This window comes from Streptomyces sp. NPDC103540 (assembly GCF_055584445.1).
In genome coordinates, this window is sequence record NZ_JBVJMA010000001.1 from 49,685 (window position 1) to 74,405 (window position 24,721).

General features: G+C 72.1%; 20 protein-coding genes. 5 read left to right on the forward strand and 15 right to left on the reverse strand.

Going from position 1 to position 24,721, the window contains the following annotated elements; all coding sequences use genetic code 11:
- The first annotated feature begins 24 nt into the window (after positions 1-24).
- Positions 25-807, forward strand: a complete 783-nt coding sequence (pgl, locus tag ACZ6ZI_RS00235; RefSeq protein ID WP_469513819.1) for a 6-phosphogluconolactonase — start codon at positions 25-27, stop codon at positions 805-807.
- A 104-nt stretch (positions 808-911) separates the two neighbouring features.
- Here the strand turns inward: pgl and pgi are convergent, their stop codons facing one another.
- From pgi to ACZ6ZI_RS00300, 13 genes are all read right to left on the reverse strand, one after another.
- Entirely contained in the window at positions 912-2,564 is a 1,653-nt protein-coding gene (gene pgi, locus ACZ6ZI_RS00240) for a glucose-6-phosphate isomerase (RefSeq protein ID WP_469515724.1), read from the reverse strand.
- Positions 2,565-2,729: 165 nt separating this feature from the next.
- Positions 2,730-3,065 (reverse strand): RNA polymerase-binding protein RbpA, encoded by a 336-nt coding sequence (locus ACZ6ZI_RS00245; protein WP_007263454.1) that lies wholly within the window; start codon positions 3,063-3,065, stop codon positions 2,730-2,732.
- A gap of 167 nt (positions 3,066-3,232) precedes the next feature.
- Positions 3,233-3,463: a preprotein translocase subunit SecG gene (secG, locus tag ACZ6ZI_RS00250; protein WP_363055811.1), complete on the reverse strand. Its 231-nt coding sequence runs from the start codon at positions 3,461-3,463 to the stop codon at positions 3,233-3,235.
- 133 nt (positions 3,464-3,596) lie between these two features.
- Positions 3,597-4,373, reverse strand: a complete 777-nt coding sequence (tpiA, locus tag ACZ6ZI_RS00255) for a triose-phosphate isomerase (RefSeq protein ID WP_469515727.1) — start codon at positions 4,371-4,373, stop codon at positions 3,597-3,599.
- A 15-nt stretch (positions 4,374-4,388) separates the two neighbouring features.
- Positions 4,389-5,600 carry a phosphoglycerate kinase gene (locus ACZ6ZI_RS00260; protein WP_469513824.1) on the reverse strand — a complete coding sequence of 404 codons (1,212 nt, stop codon included), beginning with the start codon at positions 5,598-5,600 and terminating at the stop codon, positions 4,389-4,391.
- 149 nt (positions 5,601-5,749) lie between these two features.
- Positions 5,750-6,754, reverse strand: a complete 1,005-nt coding sequence (gene gap, locus ACZ6ZI_RS00265; RefSeq protein ID WP_362583638.1) for a type I glyceraldehyde-3-phosphate dehydrogenase — start codon at positions 6,752-6,754, stop codon at positions 5,750-5,752.
- Between the two features lie 209 nt (positions 6,755-6,963).
- Positions 6,964-9,948: a M14 family metallopeptidase gene (locus ACZ6ZI_RS00270; RefSeq protein WP_469513828.1), complete on the reverse strand. Its 2,985-nt coding sequence runs from the start codon at positions 9,946-9,948 to the stop codon at positions 6,964-6,966.
- Between the two features lie 173 nt (positions 9,949-10,121).
- Entirely contained in the window at positions 10,122-11,117 is a 996-nt protein-coding gene (whiA, locus tag ACZ6ZI_RS00275) for a DNA-binding protein WhiA (RefSeq protein ID WP_030237199.1), read from the reverse strand.
- Positions 11,108-12,175: a gluconeogenesis factor YvcK family protein gene (locus tag ACZ6ZI_RS00280; protein ID WP_363055718.1), complete on the reverse strand. Its 1,068-nt coding sequence runs from the start codon at positions 12,173-12,175 to the stop codon at positions 11,108-11,110. Before ACZ6ZI_RS00280 ends, whiA begins: the two co-directional genes overlap by 10 nt.
- The gene (gene rapZ / locus ACZ6ZI_RS00285; RefSeq protein ID WP_363055719.1) at positions 12,172-13,131 is read right to left on the reverse strand and encodes an RNase adapter RapZ; all 960 of its coding nucleotides are present in this window, start codon (positions 13,129-13,131) and stop codon (positions 12,172-12,174) included. Before rapZ ends, ACZ6ZI_RS00280 begins: the two co-directional genes overlap by 4 nt.
- Positions 13,128-15,182: an excinuclease ABC subunit UvrC gene (gene uvrC, locus ACZ6ZI_RS00290; RefSeq protein ID WP_469513835.1), complete on the reverse strand. Its 2,055-nt coding sequence runs from the start codon at positions 15,180-15,182 to the stop codon at positions 13,128-13,130. Before uvrC ends, rapZ begins: the two co-directional genes overlap by 4 nt.
- 240 nt (positions 15,183-15,422) lie before the next feature.
- The gene (locus ACZ6ZI_RS00295) at positions 15,423-16,235 is read right to left on the reverse strand and encodes a hypothetical protein (RefSeq protein ID WP_469513838.1); all 813 of its coding nucleotides are present in this window, start codon (positions 16,233-16,235) and stop codon (positions 15,423-15,425) included.
- Positions 16,232-16,831, reverse strand: coding sequence for a papain-like cysteine protease family protein (locus ACZ6ZI_RS00300; RefSeq protein WP_469513842.1), 600 nt, complete (start codon positions 16,829-16,831; stop codon positions 16,232-16,234). Before ACZ6ZI_RS00300 ends, ACZ6ZI_RS00295 begins: the two co-directional genes overlap by 4 nt.
- A 205-nt stretch (positions 16,832-17,036) precedes the next feature.
- On the opposite strand from ACZ6ZI_RS00300, the gene ACZ6ZI_RS00305 reads away from it, so the two are divergent.
- The gene (locus ACZ6ZI_RS00305; RefSeq protein ID WP_469513845.1) at positions 17,037-18,071 is read left to right on the forward strand and encodes a hypothetical protein; all 1,035 of its coding nucleotides are present in this window, start codon (positions 17,037-17,039) and stop codon (positions 18,069-18,071) included.
- Positions 18,072-18,278: 207 nt separating this feature from the next.
- Here ACZ6ZI_RS00305 and ACZ6ZI_RS00310 read toward each other — a convergent pair whose 3' ends face one another.
- Positions 18,279-18,710, reverse strand: a complete 432-nt coding sequence (locus ACZ6ZI_RS00310) for a Rieske (2Fe-2S) protein (RefSeq protein ID WP_363055726.1) — start codon at positions 18,708-18,710, stop codon at positions 18,279-18,281.
- A 152-nt stretch (positions 18,711-18,862) separates the two neighbouring features.
- Between ACZ6ZI_RS00310 and ACZ6ZI_RS00315 the strand changes: the two genes are divergently transcribed.
- A complete protein-coding gene (locus ACZ6ZI_RS00315) occupies positions 18,863-19,798 on the forward strand; it encodes a carbohydrate kinase family protein (protein ID WP_469515730.1) in 936 nt (311 codons plus the stop codon).
- A gap of 358 nt (positions 19,799-20,156) precedes the next feature.
- On the opposite strand, the gene uvrA is transcribed toward ACZ6ZI_RS00315, so the two are convergent.
- Positions 20,157-23,150, reverse strand: a complete 2,994-nt coding sequence (gene uvrA, locus ACZ6ZI_RS00320) for an excinuclease ABC subunit UvrA (RefSeq protein ID WP_469513848.1) — start codon at positions 23,148-23,150, stop codon at positions 20,157-20,159.
- Between the two features lie 186 nt (positions 23,151-23,336).
- On the opposite strand from uvrA, the gene ACZ6ZI_RS00325 reads away from it, so the two are divergent.
- Both ACZ6ZI_RS00325 and ACZ6ZI_RS00330 read left to right on the forward strand, forming a co-directional pair.
- Complete coding sequence (locus ACZ6ZI_RS00325; protein WP_469513852.1) at positions 23,337-24,032, forward strand: maleylpyruvate isomerase family mycothiol-dependent enzyme; 696 nt, start codon at positions 23,337-23,339, stop codon at positions 24,030-24,032.
- Between the two features lie 30 nt (positions 24,033-24,062).
- Positions 24,063-24,719, forward strand: a complete 657-nt coding sequence (locus ACZ6ZI_RS00330) for an MBL fold metallo-hydrolase (RefSeq protein ID WP_469513854.1) — start codon at positions 24,063-24,065, stop codon at positions 24,717-24,719.
- Positions 24,720-24,721: the final 2 nt, after the last annotated feature.

The following is a 24,721-nucleotide window of genomic DNA, read 5'->3' on the forward strand; positions in this document are numbered from 1 at the left end:
TCGACAAGGCGGCAGCACATGGGTATGACGACTCCCCAGGTCGTCGTCCACCGGGACAAGGAGCTGATGGCCCAGGCCGCGGCGGCCCGGCTCATCACGAAGATCGTGGACGCGCAGGCCGCCCGGGGCAGCGCCTCCGTGGTCCTGACCGGCGGTCGCAACGGCAACGGCCTGCTCGCGGCCCTGTCCGCCGCACCGGCGCGGGACGCGGTCGACTGGTCCCGGCTCGACCTGTGGTGGGGCGACGAGCGCTACGTCCCCGCCGACGACCCCGAGCGCAACCACGTACAGGCCCGTGAGGCCCTCCTGGACTCCGTCCCGGTGGACCCCGCGCGCGTGCACGTGATGCCCGCCTCCGACGGCCCGTACGGCGCCGACGTGGACGCCGCGGCGGCCGCGTACGCCGCCGAGCTGGCGCGGGCCGCCGGCCCCGAGGACCACGGCCCGGTCCCCCGCTTCGACGTCCTGATGCTCGGGGTGGGCCCGGACACGCACGTGGCCTCCCTCTTCCCGGAGCACCCGGCCTCCCGCGAGACCGAGCGCACCGTCGTCGGCGTCCACGGCGCCCCGAAGCCCCCGCCCACCCGGGTCTCGCTGACCCTCCCGGCGATCCGCGCGGCCCGCGAGGTCTGGCTGCTGGCCGCCGGTGAGGACAAGGCGGGCGCGGTGGCCATCGCGCTGGGCGGCGCGGGCGGGGTCCAGGCCCCCGCCGCGGCCGCGTACGGCCGCAGCCGCACCCTGTGGCTGCTGGACCGCGCCGCCGCCGCGAAGCTGCCGACCGGGCTCTACCCGCCGGCGTCCGCCTGACCCGAACGACGCGAGAGCGCCCCCGCACCGGTCGGTGCGGGGGCGCTCTCGTCGTGCGTACGGGGCCGTGCGCGGCGGCCGCGCGGGCCGCCGTCGGATTCCCGTCAGCGGCCGCGCAGTTCGCGGTAGGCGGCCACGAGGGCGCGGGTCGAGGGATCGAGGTCCGCCACGTCCGAACCCTCCGTCAGGGCGGGCTCCAGGCGCTTGGCCAGGACCTTGCCGAGCTCCACGCCCCACTGGTCGAAGGAGTCGATGTTCCACACCGCGCCCTGGACGAACACCTTGTGCTCGTAGAGGGCGATCAGCTGGCCCAGCACCGCCGGGGTGAGCTCGCCCGCCAGGATCGTGGTCGTCGGGTGGTTGCCCTGGAAGGTCTTGTGCGGGACCAGTTCCTCGGCGACGCCCTCCGCGCGGACCTCGTCGGCGGTCTTGCCGAAGGCCAGGGCCTGCGTCTGGGCGAAGAAGTTCGCCATCAGCAGGTCGTGCTGGGCCTCCAGGGCGGGCGGCAGCTCGGCGACGGGGCGGGCGAAGCCGATGAAGTCCGCCGGGATCACCCGGGTGCCCTGGTGGATCAACTGGTAGTAGGCGTGCTGGCCGTTGGTGCCGGGCGTGCCCCACACCACCGGGCCGGTCTGCCAGTCCACCGGCTCGCCCTCACGGTCGACGGACTTGCCGTTGGACTCCATGTCCAACTGCTGGAGGTAGGCCGTGAAGCGGGAGAGGTAGTGGCTGTACGGCAGCACCGCGTGCGACTGCGCGTCGAAGAATGCCCCGTACCAGATGCCCAACAGGCCCAGCAGGAAGGGGGCGTTGCTCTCGATCGGCGCCGTGCGGAAGTGCTCGTCCATCGCGTGGAAGCCGCCGAGCAGCTCGCGGAAGGCGTCCGGGCCGATCGCGATCATCAGGGACAGGCCGATGGCCGAGTCGAAGGAGTACCGGCCGCCGACCCAGTCCCAGAACTCGAACATGTTGGCCGGATCGATGCCGAACTCGGTGACCTTCTCGGCGTTGGTGGACAGGGCCACGAAGTGCCGTGCCACGGCGGCCTGGTCGCCGCCCAGACCACCGAGCAGCCATTCCCGCGCCGAGGTGGCGTTGGTGATGGTCTCGATGGTGGTGAAGGTCTTGGAGGCGATGATGAACAGCGTCTCGGCCGGGTCCAGTTCCCGCACGGCCTCGTGCAGGTCGGCGCCGTCCACGTTGGAGACGAAGCGCAGGGTCAGGCCGCGGTCGGTGAAGGACCGCAGGGTCTCGTACGCCATCGCGGGGCCCAGGTCGGAGCCGCCGATGCCGATGTTGACCACGTTCTTGATGCGCTTGCCGGTGAACCCGGTCCACTCCCCCGACCTGATCCGGTCGGAGAAGGCGGCCATCTTGTCGAGGACGGCGTGCACGCCGGGGACGACGTTCTCCCCGTCGACCTCGATCACCGCGTCGCGCTCGGCGCGCAGCGCGGTGTGCAGGACCGCCCGGTCCTCGGTCGTGTTGATCTTCTCGCCGCGGAACATCGCGTCGCGCAGGGCGCTCACGCCCGTCGCGGCGGCCAGGTCGCGGAGCAGCTCCAGCGTCCGGTCCGTGACGAGGTGCTTCGAATAGTCGATGTGCAGGTCCCCGACCCGCAGCGTGTAGCCGGTGCCCCGCTCGGGGTTCGACTCGAAAAGCTCCCGCAGATGCGTCTGCCCCAGCTCTTCCCGGTGCTTGCCGAGTGCCTGCCACTGCGGCGTCCGGTTGAGCCTCATGCGGCTGTCTGCGTTCATCTCGGACATCAACCCACTTCTTCCGTCCTGTTGTGCCCCGCCGCGACCAACCTAAGGGATCCGAAGGGGGACAACGCACACAAAGGGGTCCGGCCCGCGGGATTCGTACTCCCACGGGCCGGACCCCGAGTCACTCTTGAGTGTGGCCCCGGCTCAGGCCGAGCCTCAGATCTCGCCGCGCAGCTTGGCGAGGGCCTCGGCGAGGATCGCCTCGCCGTCGGCGTCGGTGCGGCGCTCCCGCACGTACGCGAGGTGGGTCTTGTACGGTTCGGTGCGCGGCGGAGCGGGCGGGTTGTCCCGGTCCTGGCCGGCCGGGAACCCGCAGCGCGGGCAGTCCCAGGTGTCGGGGACCTGCGCGTCGCTGGCGAAGCTGGGCTGCGTCTCGTGCCCGTTCGAGCACCAGAAGGAGATGCGCAGACGGGGCGCGGATTCCCCGCGCTCGGCCTCGCCCATCGGCCCGGCTCCGACCCGACTTCCACGAATCGCGTTGCCACTTGCCACGGTCGTAACTCCCTGCGTGATGGTGCCGCCAAGCGTGAGGGTATACCCGCCGAGGGCGCCCCGGTCTCCGTAGGGCCCAACCCGCTCGCAACAAACGGAAGGAGGGGCGCCGGAGCTCAGGATAGGGCCGCCACGGGGGGCGGGACCGCCGGAATGACGAGAACCGGTCAGCCGCTCGACTTCATCAGGAGGCCGAGCGCCACGATGCAGGCGAACCAGAGCAGGCCGACGACGACCGTGATGCGGTCGAGGTTGCGCTCGGCCACCGAGGAACCGCCGACGGAGGACTGCATGCCGCCACCGAACATGTCGGACAGGCCGCCGCCCTTGCCCTTGTGCATCAGCACGAGCAGCATCAGCAGAGCGCTGAAGACGATCAGGGCGATCGAGAACCCCATAACCACGGCTGATTCCTACTTTCTGGGCTTGCGGATGCTGCTGGGATGAAGCGGGGGCCGGTGGCTGCCCGTGCAGCCTCCGGCCCCCGCAAGGGTACGACGGATCCGTCCTACCGCATACTCACCGGTCGCTTCACTGGTCGCGGAAGCGGACGATCTTGACGAACTCGTCCACGTCCAGCGCCGCGCCGCCGACCAGGGCGCCGTCGACGTCGGGCTGGGCCATGATCGCGGCGATGTTGCCGGACTTCACGGAGCCGCCGTACTGGATGCGAACCTTGTCGGCCAGCTCCTGGGAGTACAGCTCGGCGAGCCGGCCGCGGATCGCCCCGCAGACCTCCTGGGCGTCCTCCGGGGTGGCGACCTCGCCGGTCCCGATGGCCCAGACGGGCTCGTACGCGATCACGATGGACTCGGCCTGCTCGGCCGGGAGGTCCTTGAGGCCGCCGTCCACCTGGTTCAGCGTGTACTGGACCTGCTGACCGGCCTTGCGGATGTCGAGGCCCTCGCCGACGCACAGGATCGGGGTGATCCCGTGCTTGTAGGCGGCCTTGACCTTGGCGTTGCAGATCTCGTCGCTCTCGGCGTGGTACTGGCGGCGCTCGCTGTGGCCGACGGCCACGTAGGCGCAGCCCAGCTTCGAGAGCATCGGGCCGGAGATCTCGCCGGTGTAGGCACCGGAGTCGTGCGCCGAGACGTCCTGGGCGCCGTACTTGATCTTCAGCTTGTCGGCCTCGACGAGGGTCTGCACCGAGCGCAGGTCGACGAAGGGGACGAGCACCGCGACCTCGACGGCGTCGAAGTCCTTGTCGGCGAGGGAGAAGGCGAGCTTCTGGGTGTGGGCGATGGCCTCGAGGTGGTTGAGGTTCATCTTCCAGTTGCCCGCCATCAGCGGGGTGCGGCCGTTCACGGTGGTCATATGGGTTCAGCCCTCCAGGGCGGCGAGGCCGGGGAGCGTCTTGCCTTCGAGGTATTCGAGGCTGGCGCCGCCACCGGTCGAGATGTGGCCGAAGGCATTCTCGTCGAAGCCCAGGATGCGGACGGCGGCGGCACTGTCGCCACCGCCGACCACGGTGAAGGCGTCGCTGTCGACGAGGGCCTGGGCGACGGCCTTCGTGCCGTTCGCGTAGTCGGGGTGTTCGAAGACGCCCACGGGACCGTTCCAGAAGACGGTCTCGGCGTCCGCGATCTTCGACGCGTACAGCTCACGCGTCGCGGGGCCGATGTCCAGCCCCTCCTTGTCGGCGGGGATCTTGTCCGCGTCGACGGTCTCGAAGACGGCCGGGGCCTTGGTCTTCAGGTCGGGGAACTCGGCGGAGACGAGGACGTCGACGGGGAGCACCAGCTCGACGCCGGTCGCCTTCGCGCGCTCCATGTACTCCGTGACCTTGTCCAGCTGGTCTTCCTGGAGCAGGGAGATGCCGACCTCGTGCCCCTGGGCCTTGAGGAAGGTGTACGCCATGCCGCCGCCGATGAGGATGCGGTCGGCCTTGCCGAGCAGCTCGTCGATGACGGCGAGCTTGTCGGAGACCTTGGCGCCGCCGAGGACGACCGCGTACGGGCGCTTGACGTCGGCGGTGAGCTTCTTCAGGACGCCGACCTCGGTGGCGATGAGGTACCCGGCCGCGTGCGGCAGGCGCGCGGGCAGGTCGACGACCGAGGCGTGGGCGCGGTGCACGGCGCCGAAGCCGTCGCCGACGTAGAGGTCGGCCAGCGCGGCCAGCTCGTCCGCGAAGGCACCGCGCTCGGCGGCGTCCTTCGAGGTCTCGCCGGCGTTGAAGCGCAGGTTCTCGATGACGGCGACCTGTCCGTCGGCGAGGGCCGCGACGGTCTCCTTGGCGGAGGCGCCGACGGTGTCGGTGGCGAACGCCACGTCCGCGCCGAGCAGTTCGCCGAGCCGCTTGGCGGCCGGGGCCAGCGAGAAGGCCGGGTCCGGGGCGCCCTTGGGCCGGCCCAGGTGGGAGGCGACGACCACACGGGCGCCGGCTTCGGCGAGCTTCGCGATGGTCGGCAGGACGGCGCGGATGCGACCGTCGTCGGTGATCTCACCGTTCGCCAACGGCACGTTGAGGTCGGCGCGGACGAAGACCCGCTTGCCGGCGACGCCCTCGGCGAGCAGTTCGTCGATCGTCTTCATGTGTTTCCTACTCCTTAGGAGACCTTCACCCGGAGGGCGAGGACGGGAGGGCCAGGCAAGCGACAGGGCCCGAACGGCGCCTCATCGCGCCGAGCGGACCCTGTGCTCACATCGTTGTGCCTTGCCCTACGTTTCTTGGAGCCGACCGCCTAGAGCTGGCCGCCGACGAAGACGGTGAGGTCGACGAGTCGGTTGGAGTAGCCCCACTCGTTGTCGTACCAGCCGACGACCTTGACGCTCTTGCCCTGGACCATCGTCAGGGAGGAGTCGAAGGTGCAGGAGGCGGGCCAGTTCACGATGTCGGAGGAGACGATCGCGTCCTCGGTGTAGTCGAGGATGCCCTTCAGCTGGCCCTCGGCGGCCTTCTGGAAGGCCGTGTTGACCTCGTCCTTGGTCACCTCGCGCTCCAGCTCGATGACCAGGTCGGTCACGGAACCGGTGGGGACCGGGACGCGCATCGCGATGCCGTCGAGCTTGCCCGCCAGCTCCGGGATGACCAGGGCGGTGGCCTTGGCGGCACCGGTGGTCGTCGGGATGATGTTCTCGGCGGCGGCGCGGGCGCGGCGCAGGTCCGAGTGCGGGAAGTCCAGGATGCGCTGGTCGTTGGTGTAGGCGTGGACCGTCGTCATCATGCCCTTGACGATGCCGAAGTTCTCCAGGAGGACCTTGGCCATCGGCGCCACGCAGTTGGTGGTGCAGGAGGCGTTGGAGATGACGTGGTGGTTGGCCGCGTCGTACTTGTCCTGGTTGACGCCCATCACGATCGTGATGTCCTCGTCCTTGGCCGGAGCCGAGATGAGGACCTTCTTCGCGCCGGCCGCGATGTGCTTGGCGGCGTCGGCCTTCTTCGTGAAGATGCCGGTCGACTCGATGACGATGTCGGCGCCCAGCTCGCCCCAGGGGAGGTTCGCGGGGTCGCGCTCGGCGAAGGTCTTGAAGGTGTTGCCACCGACGGTGATCGTGTCGTCGGTGTGGGAGACCTCTGCCTTGAGGCGGCCCAGGATGGTGTCGTACTTGAGCAGGTGCACCAGGGTGGCGTTGTCAGTCAGGTCGTTGACACCGACGATCTCGATGTCCGCTCCCTGCTCCAGGAGTGCCCGGAAGTAGTTGCGGCCAATGCGGCCAAAACCGTTGATGCCTACGCGGATCGTCACGAACCGATCTCCTCGTTGGTGCGCCGGCCTGTCCGCCGGCGAGCTGTATGGGATGTCCCCGACCGCTTATGACCCTACCTCTCCGTGAGCTTCGGAGTGACATCGACCGGGGCCTGACACTCCCCGGAGCCCTGTACCACCCGCTCCGGCACGGGGCTCCGGGGACTTTCGCCCCCGTCACGCAGGGTGACGGGGGAAGGGGTCGCAGGTCAGCGGTTCAGGGACCTGAGGGCCTTACCTACGAGTAGGGCGCGGTCCTTCGCCGCGGGCACGTGTTCCAGGCCGAAGCCGAGGAGCACCGTGTCACGCGTAGTGACCGAGGCGAAGGACTTGAACAGCTCGCCGGTACGGGACCAATCGCCCGGGACATCGGGACTTCCGGCCGGCGCGGGCCCGGTGCTCCAGGCCCCGAGGGAGGTCTCGAACCCCTCGACGGCCTGGTCGGAGCCGCCCGCGGACACCCGCGCCTCGTCGGCGAAGACGCCGCGACCGCCGGATCCGGGGTCGGTGACGGAGGACAGGGACACCTCGACGGACTTGCCCGCGTAGGCGCTCAGGTCGAAGGAGACCTGCTTCCAACCGCCGGAGGAGCCGGTGAAGCTGTTCCACGCGCCGCTCTGACCACGCGCCGTGCAGCCCGAGGAGTCCAGCGTGAGGTAGCGCCGCAGGAACGGGTGGCCGTTGACGAAGAATCCGGCGGCGCACTCCGTCGGAACTGTGGCGGAGCTCAGCCCGCCCGCGTCCGGAAGTGTGGTCCAGTCGTCGCCGCCGGCGGTGCGGGCCTCCAGGAGGGCGTGGTCGTAGCCCTCCTCGGTGTTCCAGTTGAGGGCCATCCTCAGCTGCGGCCGGTCGGCGGCGGTGACCCCGGTGAGGTCGATCGTGCGCGTGAGCCGCTTCCAGTCGTCGTCCTCGTGCGTGGCCGAGGCCATGCCGGTGCCCGCGTAGGGGGCGTACGGGTTCGCCACGCCGGCGTACCGGCCCGACTGCGCGCTCTTGAACTGCGGGAACTGCGCGGCCGGCAGCGTGTCGGAGGTGACGGTGTAGGCGCCGGGGGCGTTGAGCGGGTTGCCCGCCGCGTCGCCGAGGCCGCCGGCCGCGCCGCCGAGGGCGCCGTCGCCGGTGAAGCCGGTCGGTCCGGTGACGCTCGCCCGGCCGTAGGCGCCGAGCCAGTACTGGCTGAAGTCGTTGGTGACGGCGCGGCCGACCTGGGCGTTGCCGCCCGCCAGTTCACCGGCCTCGATCAGTTTGCCGCCCTCGTTGAGGAAGTCGCGCACGGCGAGCTGGGTGTCCCCGCCGGGGGTCTTGGCCCCGGTGTAGTGGACGGCGGTGGTGAAGTGCGCGAGGACGCCCAGGTGGTGCGGGGCGCCCTGGGTGGCGACGTCCCAGACGGCGGCGGACCTGCCGTTGGCGCGCAGGGCGTCGACGTAGCCCTGGGCGTGCACGGCCTTCGCTCCCTCCTCCGCGATCACCAGGACGTCCGCGCGGGGGCGCTCGGCCACGGTGAAGGTGAAGTTCCCGCCGGTGACCTTCCGGTCGGCGCGGTCGCGGCCGGAGAACCAGACCTCGACCCTGTCGCCGGGCCTGGTCCCGTCGACCTTGGCGCGGTACTCGTCGAACCAGTTGTTGTCCTCGCCGCCGTAGACCTCGCCGCCCTTCCAGGCCTTGAGTTCGTCGGTGTGGGTGCGACCGCCGTTGACGCGGAAGTGCAGCGTCTTGTCGCGCAGCGACTTGCGGGCGGTGACGGAGACGGTCTGGTCCTCGCCGCGCGTCACGTAGGAGGTGGTGAAGGGGTCCGCGGTGAAGTCGGGGGCGCTCAGGCCGACTGCGGAGGCCGGTCGGTCGGGGTGCGCCGCGCTCTCGCCGACGGTCAGCGCGAAGGGGATGTTCTTGGCGAACTCGTCCTGGATCAGCTTCTCGTCGTCGGGGAAGTTGAACCCGGACGCGCAGTCCTCGGGCTTCCAGCGGTCGTTCGGGTCGAGGGCGGACGCCGTCTGGCAGGTCGTCATCTCGGGGGTGAACATCATGATGCCGTTGGCGTTGGCCGCGTGCCCGTCGGCCTCGCCGTTGGTCGTGTAGAGCTCGGAGGACAGCTGGGGGTGGTAGCCGGGGACGGCCGGGTTCTCCGGGGTGCCGGCGAGGGTCCGGTAGGCGACGTCGTCCGGGGTCGGGGTCGCGACCTGCCAGCCGACCCCGTAGAGGATCAGTTCGGACGCGGAGTGGTAGTTGATCGCGTACCGGAAGCCGACGCGCTTCTGGAAGGCGTCCAGGGCCTTGGTCTCGGGCTCGGAGGAGGCCGCGGGGCCGCGGTAGGTCTCGCTCGACGGGCTCGGCGAGGAACCCTCGTTGTCGTAGCCCCACTTGTAGGCGAAGTTCCGGTTGAGGTCGACGCCGTCGCCGGCGGTGATCTTCCCGTCGCCGTTGTTGTCCCGGAGGTTCTTGCGCCACAGGCGGGCGCTGTCGGCGGTGAAGGTGTGGTCGTAGCCGTCGGGGTTGGCCGAGAGCAGGAACCACAGCTCGGTGGAGTCCACCAGCCTGGTGATCCTCGGGTCCTTGCCGTAGTTGTCGAGCGTGTGGTGCATCAGCCGCCGGGTCATCTCGGGGGTGATCCACTCACGGGCGTGCTGGTTGGACATGTAGAGGACGGACGGTTTGTCGCCGTCCTTCGCCCTGGCCGCGTCCCGGGTGACCTTGAGGGCGAGGATGTCCTTGCCCCGGACGGTCTTGCCGATGGACACGACCTTGGTCAGACCCGGGTTGGCCCGGGCCGTCGCCAGGATCTCCTCCTGGAGTCCGCCCTTGCCGCTGTAGGGCCGGAAGACGCCGTCCCCCGCGGCCCGGTCGCGGGCCAGTCCCCGATCGGGGGCCTTGCGCTCCGCGAGCCCGATGCCCTGGGCCGCGAGCGACTTCGCCTGCTCGCCGGTGAGGAACAGCTCGACCTTGGCGGTGCCGGACTCGGGTGCGCGTTCGGAGAGTTCGTGGGCGTCCTGGCCCGCGGCGAGGACGAGCGGGACCTGTTCCCGGGTGATGTCGGCGTCGTAGACGCGTACCTCGTCGGCGCCGGAGGCGGCGCCGGGGCCGGGAGCGGGGCCGGGAGCGGGGCCGGGAGCGGGCTGGGCCGCGGCGGGTAACGCGGCGAGTGTGGTGCCGATGACGAGTGCGCTTGCGGCGAGGATCGTTCTCGCGCGTTGCCTCATGTGCCCCCCTGGGCGTCGTCTGCAACCGAAGCTACCGAAGCTTCGGACGACAGGCTCACGATCACCCCGCGCGCGTGTCAATGGGGCGTGCCGCGAAAGGGGCCCGCACCGGGATGGCGCGGGCCCCTTTCGGTCGTACCGGCCGCTTCGGGCGACACGGGCGGCCCCGGCGGTCAGCCGGCCATGTTGTCGGCCAGCTCCTCGCTGAGGTCCAGGTTGGATTCGGTGCCCGGGATGCCCAGGTCCTGGGCCCGCTTGTCGGCCATCGCCAGCAGCCGGCGGATGCGTCCGGCCACGGCGTCCTTGGTCAGCGGCGGGTCGGCGAGGGCGCCCAGCTCCTCCAGGGAGGCCTGCTTGTGCTCCATGCGCAGCCGGCCGGCGGCGGCGAGGTGCTCGGGGACCTCCTCGCCGAGGATCTCCAGCGCGCGCTGCACGCGGGCTCCGGCGGCCACCGCGGCCCGCGCCGAGCGGCGCAGGTTGGCGTCGTCGAAGTTGGCCAGGCGGTTGGCGGTGGCGCGGACCTCGCGCCGCATCCGCCGCTCCTCCCAGGCCAGCACCGACTCGTGGGCGCCGAGGCGGGTCAGCAGCGCGCCGATGGCGTCGCCGTCGCGGACCACGACCCGGTCCACGCCGCGCACCTCGCGCGCCTTGGCGGCGATGGAGAGCCTGCGGGCGGCACCCACCAGGGCCAGGGCTGCCTCGGGGCCGGGGCAGGTGACCTCCAGGGAGGAGGACCTGCCCGGCTCGGTGAGGGAGCCGTGGGCCAGGAAGGCACCGCGCCACGCCGCCTCGGCGTCGCAGGTGGCCCCGGAGACCACCTGCGGGGGAAGACCCCGGATGGGACGGCCGCGGCCGTCCACGAGCCCGGTCTGGCGCGCCAGCTGGTCGCCGCCGGCCACGACCCGTACGACGAACCGGCTGCCCCGGCGCAGCCCGCCGGGGGCCATCACGACCAGGTCGGAAGAATGGCCGAAGATCTCCAGGATGTCCTTGCGCAGCCTGCGGGCGGCGATCCCCGTGTCCAGTTCGGCCTCGATGACGATGCGGCCGCTCACCAGGTGCAGCCCGCCGGCGAACCGAAGGATCGCCGAGACCTCCGCCTTCCTGCAGCAGGTCCGGGTGACGGGGAGGCGGGAGATCTCATCCTTCACCGCGGGCGTCATCGCCATGGGCCGATCCTTCCATGCATCCGAAAAATACGGTCGTACGCGGCGGCCAGCAGCTCCGGATCGTGTTTCGGAGAGCCGTCCTGCCTGGCCACGGGCGCCAGCTCGACCGCCGCGCCGAAGCGCTTGGCGGCTTCGGCGAGGGACTCGCGGTCGGGCACGGCGGCCTCGTCGGCCAACACCACGTCCAGGGCGAGTTTAGGGGCGTGTCGGGCCAAAACCTCCAAATGACGCTGCGGAGAGAACCCCTCTGTTTCGCCGGGCTGCGGTGCGAGGTTCAACGAGAGGACCTTGCGGGCCTTCGTCTGGATCAGCGCGTCGAGGAGTTCCGGCACCAGCAGGTGCGGGATGACGGAGGAGAACCAGGATCCGGGACCCAGGACCACCCAGTCGGCGTCGAGCACGGCGGCGACGGCCTCCGGCACGGCGGGCGGGTCGCTCGGCACGACCTGCACGGAGAGCACCTCGCCGGGGGTGAGGGCCACGGTGGCCTGCCCCCGGACGGTGTCCACGTCCTCCGGGCGGGCCGGGTCGTGCCCCTTGACCAGGGCCTGGAGCTCCAGCGGCACCGCCGACATGGGCAGCACCCGCCCGTGGGCGCCCAGCAGCCGGCCGACGAGGTCGAGGGCCTGGACGGGGTCGCCGAGCTGCTCCCACAGGGCGACGATCAGCAGGTTGCCGACGGCGTGCTCGTGGAGGTCGCCCGCCGACTGGAAGCGGTGCTGGATGACGCGGGCCCAGGTCTGGCCCCAGTCGTCGTCCCCGCACAGCGCGGCGAGCGCCTTGCGCAGGTCGCCGGGCGGGAGCACGCCGAGCTCCTCCCGGAGCCGGCCGCTGGAGCCGCCGTCGTCGGCGACGGTGACCACCGCGGTCAGCTCGCCGGTGATGCGGCGCAGCGCGGCGAGGGAGGCCGACAGGCCCATGCCGCCGCCGAGGGCGACGACCTTGGGCGCGACCGCCTCCGCGGCGCCGCCGCGGCGGCCCGCGCGGCCCGCGCGGTCCTCGCCCCTGCCGGGGGTCAGACGGCGCAGGCGGCGCAGCCGCAGGGTGCGTCCGGTCACTCGCGCCCCATGTCCCGGTGGACGACGACGGTCTCGACTCCCTCGGAGGCGAGGCGGGCGGCGAGCTTCTCGGACATGGCCACGCTGCGGTGCTTGCCGCCGGTGCAGCCGACCGCGATGGTCACGTAGCGCTTGCCCTCGCGGCGGTAGCCGGTGGCGATGAGCTGGAGCAGCTCGGTGTAGCGGTCGAGGAACTCCTTGGAGCCGGGCTGGCTGAAGACGTAGCCCGACACCTCCTCGTTGAGCCCGGTGAAGGGGCGCAGCTCGGGGACCCAGTGCGGGTTGGGGATGAAGCGGCAGTCGACGACGAGGTCGGCGTCGACGGGCAGGCCGTACTTGTAGCCGAAGGACATGACGGTGGCCCGCAGCTCGGGCTCCTCGTCGCCGGCGAACTGGGCGTCCATCTTGGCGCGCAGCTCGTGGACGTTGAGGCTGGAGGTGTCGATGACCAGGTCGGCGTCTCCGCGCAGCTCGCGCAGCAGGTCGCGCTCGGCGGCGATGCCGTCGGTGATGCGGCCGTCGCCCTGGAGGGGGTGCGGGCGGCGGACGGACTCGAAGCGTCGTACCAGGGCGTCGTCGGAGGACTCCAGGAAGACGATGCGCCGGTTGACGCCCTTGCTGTCGAGGTCGGCGAGCGATTCACGCAGGGCGTCGAAGAACTGGCGGCCGCGCACGTCGACGACGACGGCGATGCGCGCCACGTTGCCCTGCGAGCGGGCGCCGAGCTCCACCATGGTGGGGATCAGCGCCGGCGGGAGGTTGTCGACGACGAACCAGCCGAGGTCCTCCAGACACTTGGCCGCCGTACTGCGGCCGGCCCCGGACATCCCGGAGATGATCACCAGCTCGGGGATGGCGGCCTCGGCGTTGTCGCCGGGCTCCAGTGTCGTGCCCGTACTCACCTGTGCTCCGTCTCGGTCGTGCTCGGTCTTGCGATCGGACTCGTGCTCGGTCATTGCTCGGTCCCCCGTTCGGACGATGGCGTCCCCGCGGGCGCGGGGGTCTCGTCCTCCATGATCTCTCCTGTGGCCGTGTTGACCGCGGGAGCGGCGGGGGTCGCCCGCGCGAGGGCCACGGCCACGGCCTCGGCCGTCTTGAGGCCTATGCCCGGGACCTCGCGGATCTGGTCGATTGTCGCCTGTCTCAGCTTCTTCACCGAACCGAAGTGCTTCACGAGGGCCTGCTTGCGGCTCTCGCCGAGGCCGGGCACCTCGTCGAGGGGGCTTGATTTCAGGCGTTTGCCGCGCTTGGAGCGCTGGTACTGGATGGCGAAGCGGTGGGCTTCGTCACGCACCCGCTGGAGCAGGTAGAGGCCCTCGCTGGTGCGGGGCAGCACGACGGGGTCGTCCTCGCCCGGCAGCCAGACCTCCTCCAGGCGCTTGGCCAGGCCGCACACGGCGACGTCGTCGACGCCGAGCTCCTCCAGGGCGCGTCGGGCGGCGGCGACCTGCGGGGCTCCGCCGTCGACCACGACGAGCTGCGGGGGGTACGCGAATCGTTTGGGACGGCCGTCGTCCCCGGGCGTGTCGCCGAGCGGGCCGTCGGTCGTGTCGTCGAGGGCGGTGTCGGTCCCGGCGGCGTCCCGGGGGTCCCACTCGCCGGTGCGCTGCTTCTCCTGCAGGTAGCGGCGGAAGCGGCGGGAGACCACCTCGTGCATGGAGCGGACGTCGTCCTGGCCCTCGAAGGACTTGATCTGGAAGCGCCGGTACTCGCTCTTGCGGGCGAGTCCGTCCTCGAAGACCACCATCGAGGCGACCACGTCCTGGCCCTGGAGGTGGGAGATGTCGAAGCACTCGATGCGCAGGGGCGCGCTGTCGAGGTCCAGGGCCTCGGCGATCTCCTCGAGGGCCCGGGAGCGGGTGGTGAGGTCGGCGGCGCGTTTGGTCTTGTGCAGCGCGAGGGACTGCTGGGCGTTGCGGTGGACGGTCTCCATGAGGGCCTTCTTGTCCCCGCGCTGCGGGATGCGCAGGCTGACCTGCGAGCCGCGTCGGGCGGCGAGCCACTCCGCGAGGGCGGGCGTGTCCTCGGGCAGGGCGGGGACCAGCACCTCCTTGGGGACGGCCTCGCCCTGTTCCTCCCCGTAGAGCTGCTGGAGGGCGTGCTCGACGAGGCCGGCGGTGTCGACGGCCTCGACCTTGTCGGTGACCCAGCCCCGCTGGCCGCGCACCCGGCCGCCGCGTACGTGGAAGATCTGCACGGCGGCTTCGAGCTCGTCCTCGGCGACGGCGATCAGGTCGGCGTCGGTGGCGTCGGCCAGGACGACGGCGTTCTTCTCCATGGCCCGGCGCAGGGCCCCTATGTCGTCGCGCAGCCGGGCGGCCTTCTCGTACTCCATCTCCTCGGCGGCCTCGTGCATCTGCCGTTCCAGCCGGGAGAGGTAGGTGCCGGTCCGGCCGGCCATGAAGTCGCAGAAGTCCTCGGCGAGTTCACGGTGCTCCTCGGGGGTGACCCGGCCGATGCAGGGCGCCGAGCACTTGCCGATGTAGCCGAGGAGGCAGGGGCGGCCGATCTGGGCGGAGCGCTTGAACACCCCGGCGGAGCAGGTGCGGACCGGGAAGACCCGCAGCATCAGGTCGACGGTCTCGCGGATGGCCCAGGCGTGGCCGTAGGGGCCGAAGTAGCGCACGCCCTTCTTCTTGGGACCGCGCATGACCTGGACCCGCGGGTACTGCTCGTTCAGGGTGACGGCGAGGGAGGGGTAGCTCTTGTCGTCGCGGTACTTGACGTTGAAGCGGGGGTCGTACTCCTTGATCCAGGAGTATTCGAGCTGGAGGGCCTCGACCTCGGTGGAGACCACCGTCCACTCGACGGAGGCGGCGGTTGTGACCATGGTGGCGGTACGGGGGTGCAGGCCCGCGAGGTCCTGGAAGTAGCTGGCCAGGCGTTGGCGCAGGCTCTTGGCCTTCCCGACGTAGATGACCCGGCGGTGTTCGTCGCGGAACCTGTAGACCCCCGGGGAGTCGGGGACCTGCCCGGGCTGGGGGCGGTAACTGGAAGGGTCGGCCATGCCAACCACCCTACTGGCGCCCGGGGACAGCGCCCCGTACGCCGGCCGGGTGAGGGCCGGCGTACGGGGCGGGGAGCGGCGGGACGGGCACGCGCCCCGGGGGCCGGTCGGTCGGTTCCGGCCGCCGGGGCGCGTGGTCGGTGGGGCTCCGTGGCCCGGGGGCTGACGCCCTGCCCCCCCCACGGGCGGTCCCGGGCCTCGGGCCCCGGGCCCCGGGCCTCGGGGCCCGAGGCCCGGGGCTCAGGCCTCCGCGGAGGTGCGGCGGCGGCGCAGCAGGAGCACCGATCCGGCGGCGCCGAGCGCGAGCGCCCCGGCCCCCGAGGCGAGCAGGCCCAGGGGCGCCCCCGCCCCATCGCCCGGCCCGGCGGCGGCTCCGGCCGCCTCCTCGAAGCCGCCCGCGCGGCCCGAGCGGGAGTAGGAGGAGCCGGGGAGCTTGTCCCCGTAGGCCTTGGTGACGCGGGTCCGGTAGCCGGCCAGGGTGGTGCCCGCCTCCCCCACGGCCCGTACGGCGTCCTCGTCCAGCGGGAGGACGCGGCTGTCCCCGGCGACGTACCAGGCGTCGATCTGCGGTTCCCGGAAGACGGTGCCCCCGGGGAGCTTCTCGGCGCCGAGGCGGGCGTAGCGGAACTCGTCGTCGCCGGTGGCGATGTTCACCACCTGCCAGCCGGACGCCGTCTTCGCGGTCCACAGGGCCGCCTGCTGCCCGTCGGTGGAGACGGCCCGGCTCGCGAGGAACTCCAGCCGGGCCACGGGGGCCCCGGCCTTGCCCGCGACGAACTCCGGGGAGAGGTGGTGCACGGGGATCGCCTCGCCCTCGACGCGGGGTCGGGCGTCGGCGATCGAGACCCTGCCCTCGCGGGCGAAGAACCGCGAGAGGGTGGCCAGGGTGTCGGGGGCGACGGCCGCCTCGTGGGCCGCCGCCCGGTTCTCGGCGGTGGCCGTGGCGGGCTGGGGCACCGGGGCGGCGGCGGCCCTCGGGGCGAGGCCGAGGCCGAGGAGGGCGGTGGTGGCGAGGACGGCGGCGGCGCCGGCGCGCTGGTTCACGGCGCTCACGCCCCGATCCGGTAGAGGGAGTGGGTCCAGGAGAAGGTGTTGTTGTCCACGTACCAGGCGTGGGAGGCCCAGTTGTAGCGGTCGCTGGAGGGCCACGGGTCGCCCCAGTAGACCCAGCTGTTGGCGGTGTCGTAGCCGTAGAGGACGTGCATGTGGCCGCCGCCGTTGGACCACTGGATCCGGGTCTCGACGGGTCGGTTGGCGTTGATCTCGCTCTGCACGGTGGAGTACTGGAGCCAGCCGTTGACGTAGCTGCCGGGGTTGACGCCGGCCCAGCGCAGGCCGGTCTGCACGTTGCCCAGGGTGGCCTGGTTGTTGGGGCACTCGGTGCCCTGCTGACGGTTGAAGGAGGCGTTGCAGAACTGGTTCTGGCTGTAGTTGCGGCCGAACCACGTCGCGATCGTGTTTCCGCCGGCGGCCCAGCACCAGTTGGTCTTCTGTTGTGCCTGCATGGTGATGTTCAGGCGCTTGGAGGCGAGCGCGGAGTCGGCATCGGCGGCGGTGGCGGTGCCGGCGGCGGTACCGGTGGCGGACAGGGCCAGGAGCAGGGCGGTGAGGAGGGCGGCCGGGTACGGCCGCCGCTTTCGGTTGCGCATCGCGTTCCTCCCGAGGCGGGGATGTGGGGGTGGAGGAGCGCGTCCGGACGCTGTGGAGGAGCATCAGGGTGTTGTCGCGATCAGGTCAACACGCTTCAATACGCGGTGACATCGCAGTGTGAACGGTGGGGCTGTGGTGTGAACGGTTGCTGTCGTTCCACCTGCTCCCCCACCGACACCGGCCCGGACCCCCACACCGGCGCGTGTGAACGTTCACAGAGGAGTCGCCATGCGGGCGATGGGCGACGCGGAGAACGCCCGGGCGACCGGAGCCGGCGCAGCGGCCGGAGCCGGCGGAGCGAAGGGACCGAGCGACCCGGACGCCGCCGAACTCCGACGGCTGCTGCGCGGTGGCCCCTTCCACCTCGCCCTGCGCGCCGCCCTCACCGCCCGCGGCCTGCCCCTGCACCGGGTGCAGCACCGGCTCGCGTCGCGCGGCATCCAGGTCGGCGTGACCAGCCTCAGTTACTGGCAGCAGGGCGCGCGCAGCCCCCGCCGGCCGGAGTCGCTGCGGGCCGTCCGCGCGCTGGAGGAGATCCTGGAGCTGCCCGACGGCGCCCTGCTGCGGCTCCTGACCGATCCGCCGCCCGGTCCCGGTCCGGGCGGACGCCCCGCCGCCCGCCCGTACCGGGCCCTGGTCAGCGTCGGCGCGGCGGTGGAGGCACTGCTCGACGCGATGGAACTCCCGGCGGACGGGGGCCTGCACACCGTGGGCCACCACGAGCGCGTCCGCATCGGGGCGGGCGGCGAGATGAGCGCGCGGGACTCCCAGCAGATCGTCCGGGCCCACCGCGACGGCGTCGACCGCTACCTCGCCGTCCACCACGGCGACCCGGGGTGCGACCCGGCCCGGATGAGGGTGACGGCCCAGGAGAACTGCCGGACGGGTCGGGTGCGCCACCACCCGGAGGCCGGCGTGGTGGTCGCCGAGCTGCTCTTCGACGCCCGCCTGCGGCGCGGTGACACGTACGTCTTCGGCTACGGGATCGAGGACGGTACGGGGGCGCGGAGCTCGGAGTACGTACGGGGCTTCAGCTACGCGGGCGGGCAGTACATGCTCCAGGTCCGCTTCGACGACGCGGCCCTGCCGGTGCGCTGCCGACGCTTCGCCCGTACGGGCCCGCGCGCCCCGCGCACGCACCTGGCCGATCTCACCCCGAGCGGCCGCCACCGCGCCGTGCACCTGGTGGAACAGGCGGTCCACCGGGGGATCCTGGGCATCGCCTGGGACTGGGAGTAGCCCGCGGGGCCGCCCCGGGAGCCGACGGCCCGACCCGCCGGGGCCCGCCGTCCGGTGGCCGGCCGGCGTCGCGGACCGGGGCGGTGACGCGGGCGACCGCGTCGATGACGGCGGCGCGGTGCGCCGCGCGGTGCCCCCCGTCCCCGTCGGGGCCGCCGGCGGTGTGGAACCAGGCCTGCGCGCCCCACCGCGCCGCCGCCCCGCGGGCTAGCCCGCGATCAGCCGGCCGTTCTCGGCCTTGACCGGGACGGACGGCAGCGGGTCGGTGGCCGGACCGCGCAGGACCTTGCCGGTGGCGACGTCGAAGCGGCTGCCGTGACAGGGGCAGTTGCCCTGACCTTCGACGATCTTGTCCAGGACGCATCCGGCGTGCGTGCACTGCGCGCTGAACGCCGTGTACTGCCCCTCGGCCGGGCAGCTGACGACGACCTTGCGCTCGCGGAACAGCTTCGCCCCGCCCACCGGGACCTCGCTCGCCGCGCCCAGTTCCACCGGCTCGGTCGGCACGGCGGGGGTGCCTCCGCCGCTGTTGGTCTCCGTGGAGCACGCCGACAGGGCCGCTCCGGCGCCGACGGCCCCGGCGAGCGCGGCGGCGCCCTTGAGGACGGTACGGCGGGCGGCGGGCTGCGAGGCGGACATGCGGTTCTCCTGGAGCGAGGGGGTCGGGCGCGGGCCGGGCGCGCGCGGGTGGCGGGGACCGGGGTCCGCCCCGACCGGCCGGCCGCGACGACCCGACCCCGCCGACGATACCGGGGGTCCGCCGGAGGCCTCCGATGGGATACCTTCCCGGCGTGATCGTCGTCGGCGGAGAAGCCCTGATCGACCTGGTGCCCCTCGCGGAGCCCCCCGGTGCGCTGTTCCCCCGGCCCGGCGGCGGGCCGTACAACACCGCGCTCGCGCTCGGGCGCCTCGGCGCGCCGGTGGCCTTCTGCTCGCGGGTGTCGACGGACGGCTTCGGCGAGAGCCTGCTCGGCGGGCTGCGCGCCGCCGGGGTGGACTGCTCGCTGGTGCGGCGCGGTCCGGAGCCGACCACGCTGGCCGTGCCCTCGCTGGCCCCGGACGGCTCGGCGGCGTACGGCTTCTACACCGAGGGAACGGCCGACCGGCTGTTCACGCTGCCGCCCGCGCTGCCGGCGCGGGCCCGGGCCCTCGCGCTCGGGACCTGTTCGCTGGTGCTGGAGCCCGGGGCGAGCGCGTACGAGGCCCTGTTGCGCCGGGAGTCGCGGCGCGGGCTGCTGACCCTGCTCGACCCCAACATCCGCCCGGCGCTGATCGAGGATCCGGCCGCCTACCGGGAGCGCTTCCTCGGCTGGCTGCCGTACGTCTCCGTCCTCAAGCTGTCGCAGGAGGACGCGGCCTGGCTGGGCGGCGCGGTCCCGGACTGGTTGGCGGCCGGGCCCTCGGCGGTGGTGCTGACCCGGGGCGGGGAGGGGCTGACGGTGTGGACGCGGGCCGGGCGGCGCCACGACGCGGCCGCGCGGCCGGTCCCGGTGGTCGACACGATCGGCGCGGGCGACACCGTCAACGCGGCGCTGCTGCACCGGCTCGTCGGCACGGACCCGGACGCGGCCCCCTGGCCCGAGGTGCTGGCGTACGCCGCCCACGCGGCCGCCCTGACCTGCACCCGAGCGGGCGCGGAGCCCCCGTACGCGGCCGAGCTGGAGATCGGCCGACAGCCGCCCACAGGGTCCGGGCGAGGGCCGGGGCGACATCCTCGACGGGACTGACCACGTCGGACCCGGAGGAGCGGAGGAAGAAGGCCCGCTGGAAGCAGGCGCCGAGCAGCGGGGCGGCGGCGGAGGCGGCCTCCGGGCGCAGCCGTCCCGCGCCGGGTTCCCGTCGCTTGTGGAGCGCGGCCTCCGAGCAGCCGGCCTCGCGGGCGACGGCCTTGGTGGTGGCGTCGGGCCGACTTCCCCGGCGGGAAGGTCATCTCCCGCCGGGGACGTCGCGGACACCCTGCCGCGCACCCTGAACGACCCCACCACGGCCGGCCACGCCCTGGGCGTGGCCGCCTGACCCGCGGTCCCGGCCCCGTGGGGCCCGGTCGGCGCGACCGGGCCCCACGGGGCCGAGGACAGGCGGCCCCTACGCCTTGCGGGCCCGGGTCGTCGCCTTCTTCGCCGGGGCGGCGGCCTTCTTCGCGGTCTTGGCCGGGGCCGCCTTCCTGGCCGCGGTGCGCTTCGCGGCGGTCTTCCCGACCGGCGCCGCGCCGGCGGCCAACGCCGCGTCCGAGACGCGCTCCGCGCCGAGGATGTCCCTCAGGAACTTGCCGGTGTGGCTGGCGCCCACCGAGGCCACCTGCTCCGGGGTGCCCTCCGCGACGACGAGACCGCCGCCGTAGCCGCCCTCGGGGCCCATGTCCACGACCCAGTCGGCGGTCTTGATGACGTCGAGGTTGTGCTCGATGACGATCACCGAGTTCCCCTTGTCGACGAGGCCCGACAGCACCTTGATCAGCTTGCTGATGTCCTCGAAGTGCAGACCGGTCGTCGGCTCGTCAAGCACGTACACCGTCCGACCCGTCGAGCGCTTCTGCAGCTCGGAGGCCAGCTTGACGCGCTGGGCCTCGCCGCCCGACAGGGTGGGCGCGGACTGTCCGAGCCGGACGTAGCCGAGCCCGACCTCGTTGAGCGTGCGCAGGTGGCGGGCGATCGTCGGGACGGCCTCGAAGAAGTCCAGGGCCTCCTCGATCGGCATGTTCAGGACCTCGGCGATGGACTTGCCCTTGTAGTGGACCTCCAGCGTCTCCCGGTTGTACCGGTCGCCGTGGCACACCTCGCACGGGACGTAGACGTCCGGCAGGAAGTTCATCTCGATCTTGATGGTGCCGTCGCCGGAGCAGTTCTCGCACCGGCCGCCCTTGACGTTGAAGGAGAAGCGGCCCGGCAGGTAGCCGCGGACCTTCGCCTCCATCGTCTCCGCGAACAGCTTGCGGACGTGGTCGAAGACGCCCGTGTACGTCGCCGGGTTGGACCGCGGGGTCCGACCGATGGGCGACTGGTCGACGTGGACCACCTTGTCGACGAGGTCGTCGCCCTCCACCCGGGTGTGGCGACCCGGTACCGAGCGGGCGCCGTTGAGCTCGCGCGCCAGGTGGGTGTAGAGGATGTCGTTGACCAGGGTGGACTTACCGGATCCCGAGACGCCGGTGACGGCGGTGAGCACGCCCAGCGGGAAGGAGACGTCGATGTCCCGCAGGTTGTTCTCCTTGGCCCCGTGCACGGTGAGCCTGCGCTCGCCGTTCACGGGCCGGCGGACGTCCGGCACGGGGATGGACTTCTTGCCCGAGAGGTACTGCCCGGTCATCGACTCGGTGTTGCGGAGCAGCTCCTTCAGCGAGCCGCTGTGCACCACCTTGCCGCCGTGCTCACCGGCGCCGGGGCCGATGTCCACCACCCAGTCGGCCACCTTGATGGTGTCCTCGTCGTGCTCGACGACGATCAGGGTGTTGCCCATGTCGCGCAGCCGCACCAGCGTCTCGATGAGGCGGTGGTTGTCGCGCTGGTGCAGGCCGATGGAGGGCTCGTCGAGCACGTACAGGACGCCGACCAGCCCGGAGCCGATCTGCGTGGCGAGGCGGATGCGCTGGGCCTCGCCGCCCGAGAGGGTGCCGGCGGCGCGGTTGAGGGAGAGGTAGTCGAGGCCGACGTCGACGAGGAAGCGCAGCCGCTCGTTGACCTCCTTCAGCACCCGCTCGGCGATCTTCTTGTCGCGGGCGTCGAGGCGCATCGCGCCGAGGAAGTCCGCGCACTCGCTGATCGACATCGCGGCGACCTCGGCGATGGACTTCTCCATCACCGTCACCGCGAGCACGATCGGCTTGAGGCGGGTGCCCTCGCAGGTCGGGCAGGGCACCTCGCGCATGTAGCCCTCGAAGCGCTCGCGGCTGGCGTCGCTCTCGGACTCGGCGTGCCGCCTCTTGACGAAGGGCACCGCGCCCTCGAAGGCGGTGGTGTAGGCGCGCTCGCGCCCGTACCGGTTGCGGTAGCGGACCTCGATCTGCGTCTTGTGGCCGTGGAGCAGGGCCTTCTTCGCCCGCTGCGGCAGCCCGGCCCACGGGATGTCCGTACGGAAGCCCAGCTCGCCGGCGAGGGCGCCGATCAGCCGCTGGAAGTAGTCCTTGGTGTGGCCGAGGGCCCACGGGGAGACGGCCCCCTCGTCGAGGGACTTGTCCTCGTCCGGGACGATCAGGTCCGGGTCCACCTCCATGCGCGTGCCGATGCCGGTGCACTCGGGGCAGGCGCCGAAGGGGGAGTTGAAGGAGAAGGAGCGCGGCTCCAGCTCCTCGAAGGACAGGTCGTCGTATGGGCAGTAGAGGTGTTCCGAGTACATCCGCTCGCGCTCGGGGTCGTCCTCGGCGAGGTCGACGAAGTCCAGGATGACCATGCCGCCGGAGAGGCCGAGGGCGGTCTCGACGGAGTCGGTGAGCCGGCGCTTGGCACTGTCCTTGACGGTGAGGCGGTCGATGACCACCTCGATGGTGTGCTTCTCCTGCTTCTTCAGCGTGGGCGGCTCGGAGAGCTGGACGGTCACGCCGTCCACCCGCGCCCGGCTGTAGCCCTTGGTCTGGAGGTCGGCGAAGAGGTCGACGAACTCGCCCTTGCGCTCGCGGACCAGCGGGGACAGCACCTGGAAGCGGCTGCCCTCGGGCAGCGCGAGCACCTTGTCGACGATCGCCTGCGGCGACTGCCGCGAGATGGGGCGGCGGCACTCGGGACAGTGCGGCTTGCCGATGCGGGCGAAGAGCAGGCGGAGGTAGTCGTAGACCTCGGTGATGGTGCCGACCGTGGAGCGGGGGTTGCGCGAGGTCGACTTCTGGTCGATGGAGACGGCCGGGGAGAGGCCCTCGATGAAGTCGACGTCGGGCTTGTCCATCTGCCCCAGGAACTGGCGGGCGTAGGAGGAGAGCGACTCGACGTAGCGACGCTGACCCTCGGCGAAGATCGTGTCGAAGGCCAGGGAGGACTTGCCGGAGCCGGAGAGCCCGGTGAAGACGATGAGGGAGTCGCGCGGCAGGTCGAGCGAGACGTTCTTCAGGTTGTGCTCGCGAGCGCCACGAACGATGAGACGGTCGGTCACGCCGGTCGCACCTTTCTTGAGAGAGCGGGGGCACGGGCCCCGGCTGTCCAGGGTATGGGGGGCGCCTCTGCGATGGGATGGAGTCTGACTTCCGAGCGTATAGCACGCACATTCGATTTACGGCACTCGCGAGACCGCTTCACCCGATCGTGTGTCGCGGCCCCGGGGCCCACTAGGCTCGGATCCATGACTGATCATGTGCACGACCTGCGATCCGTACATGAGGCCACGGACCGACTGCTGACCGCGGTCGCGAAACTGGACAACGCCGCCCTGTCCGAGGAGTCACACCTCCCCGGCTGGACCCGGGGCCACATCCTGGCCCACCTCGCCCGCAACGCCGACGCCCTCGTGAACGTCTTCGAGGGCCGCCCGATGTACGAGAGCGGCACGGCCCGCGACTCCGACATCGCGCGCGACGCCGGTCGCCCCCTGGAGGAACACCTGCGGGACCTCCGTGATTCCGGGGAGCGCTTCCTCGCCACGACCGAACCCGACCAGGACTGGTCGCGCACCGTCGAGCTGCGCAACGGGGTCACCGACCTCGCGGCCAACGTGCCCTTCCGCCGGCTCATCGAGGTCGAACTGCACCACGTCGACCTGAACATCGGCTACGAGCTGTCCGACCTGTCGCGGGAGTTCACCGAGCGCGAGATCGCCTTCCTCGCCGACCGCTGGTCCGGCCGCCCCGACGTCCCGCCGGTCACGCTCAAGGGGTACGGGGACGAGCCGGTCTGGCACACCGGCGGCACCGAGGGCGACCCCGTGGTCCTCGAAGGCCCCCTCGACGAGCTGCTCGGCTGGCTCGCCGGCCGCGACCTCAAGGGCGCCCACCTCGCCGTCGTGACGGGCAACGACCTGCCCGAGCTCCCGGCGCTCTGATCACCCGTCCCAGACCCTAGGATCACAGTCATGACGTACAGCGGAGCGGTCAAGGTCGGCGGTCCGGCCGACGTGCACGAACTCGCGGACCTGATGATTTCCAAGGTCGCGGTCGGCGAGATGAACAACAACGCCTACCTCCTGCGCTGCCGGGCCACCGGGGCGCAGCTGCTGATCGACGCGGCCGCCGAGCCGGCCACGCTGATCGGCCTGATCGGCGACGACGGCATCGAGTCCGTGGTCACCACCCACCGGCACGGCGACCACTGGGGCGCCCTCGCCGAGGTCGTCGAGTCGACCGGCGCGCGCACCTACGCCGGCGCCCACGACGCCGAGGGCATCCCGGTCGCCACCGACGTCCTCGTCCAGGACGGCGACACCATCACGGTCGGACGGGTCTCCCTGACCGCCCGCCACCTGGTCGGCCACACCCCGGGCTCGATCGCGCTGGTCTACGACGACCCGCACGGTCACCCTCACGTGTTCACCGGCGACTGCCTCTTCCCGGGCGGCGTGGGCAACACCCACGGCGACGCGGCGGCCTTCACCTCCCTCCTGGACGACGTCGAGGCCAAGATCTTCGCGCCGCTCCCCGACGAGACGTGGGTCTACCCGGGCCACGGCAACGACACCGCCCTCGGCGCCGAGCGTCCGCACCTGGCCGAATGGCGCGAACGCGGCTGGTGACG

Coding starts and splice junctions, on each gene's coding strand:
- rapZ (WP_363055719.1), bottom strand. CDS start 13,131: ATGACCGAGCACGAGTCCGATCGCAAGACCGAGCACGACCGAGACGGA.
- ACZ6ZI_RS00270 (WP_469513828.1), bottom strand. CDS start 9,948: ATGAGGCAACGCGCGAGAACGATCCTCGCCGCAAGCGCACTCGTCATC.
- pgl (WP_469513819.1), top strand. CDS start 25: ATGACGACTCCCCAGGTCGTCGTCCACCGGGACAAGGAGCTGATGGCC.
- ACZ6ZI_RS00325 (WP_469513852.1), top strand. CDS start 23,337: ATGACTGATCATGTGCACGACCTGCGATCCGTACATGAGGCCACGGAC.
- secG (WP_363055811.1), bottom strand. CDS start 3,463: ATGGGGTTCTCGATCGCCCTGATCGTCTTCAGCGCTCTGCTGATGCTG.
- uvrC (WP_469513835.1), bottom strand. CDS start 15,182: ATGGCCGACCCTTCCAGTTACCGCCCCCAGCCCGGGCAGGTCCCCGAC.
- ACZ6ZI_RS00260 (WP_469513824.1), bottom strand. CDS start 5,600: ATGAAGACGATCGACGAACTGCTCGCCGAGGGCGTCGCCGGCAAGCGG.
- ACZ6ZI_RS00300 (WP_469513842.1), bottom strand. CDS start 16,831: ATGCGCAACCGAAAGCGGCGGCCGTACCCGGCCGCCCTCCTCACCGCC.
- pgi (WP_469515724.1), bottom strand. CDS start 2,564: ATGAACGCAGACAGCCGCATGAGGCTCAACCGGACGCCGCAGTGGCAG.
- ACZ6ZI_RS00310 (WP_363055726.1), bottom strand. CDS start 18,710: ATGTCCGCCTCGCAGCCCGCCGCCCGCCGTACCGTCCTCAAGGGCGCC.
- ACZ6ZI_RS00330 (WP_469513854.1), top strand. CDS start 24,063: ATGACGTACAGCGGAGCGGTCAAGGTCGGCGGTCCGGCCGACGTGCAC.
- whiA (WP_030237199.1), bottom strand. CDS start 11,117: ATGGCGATGACGCCCGCGGTGAAGGATGAGATCTCCCGCCTCCCCGTC.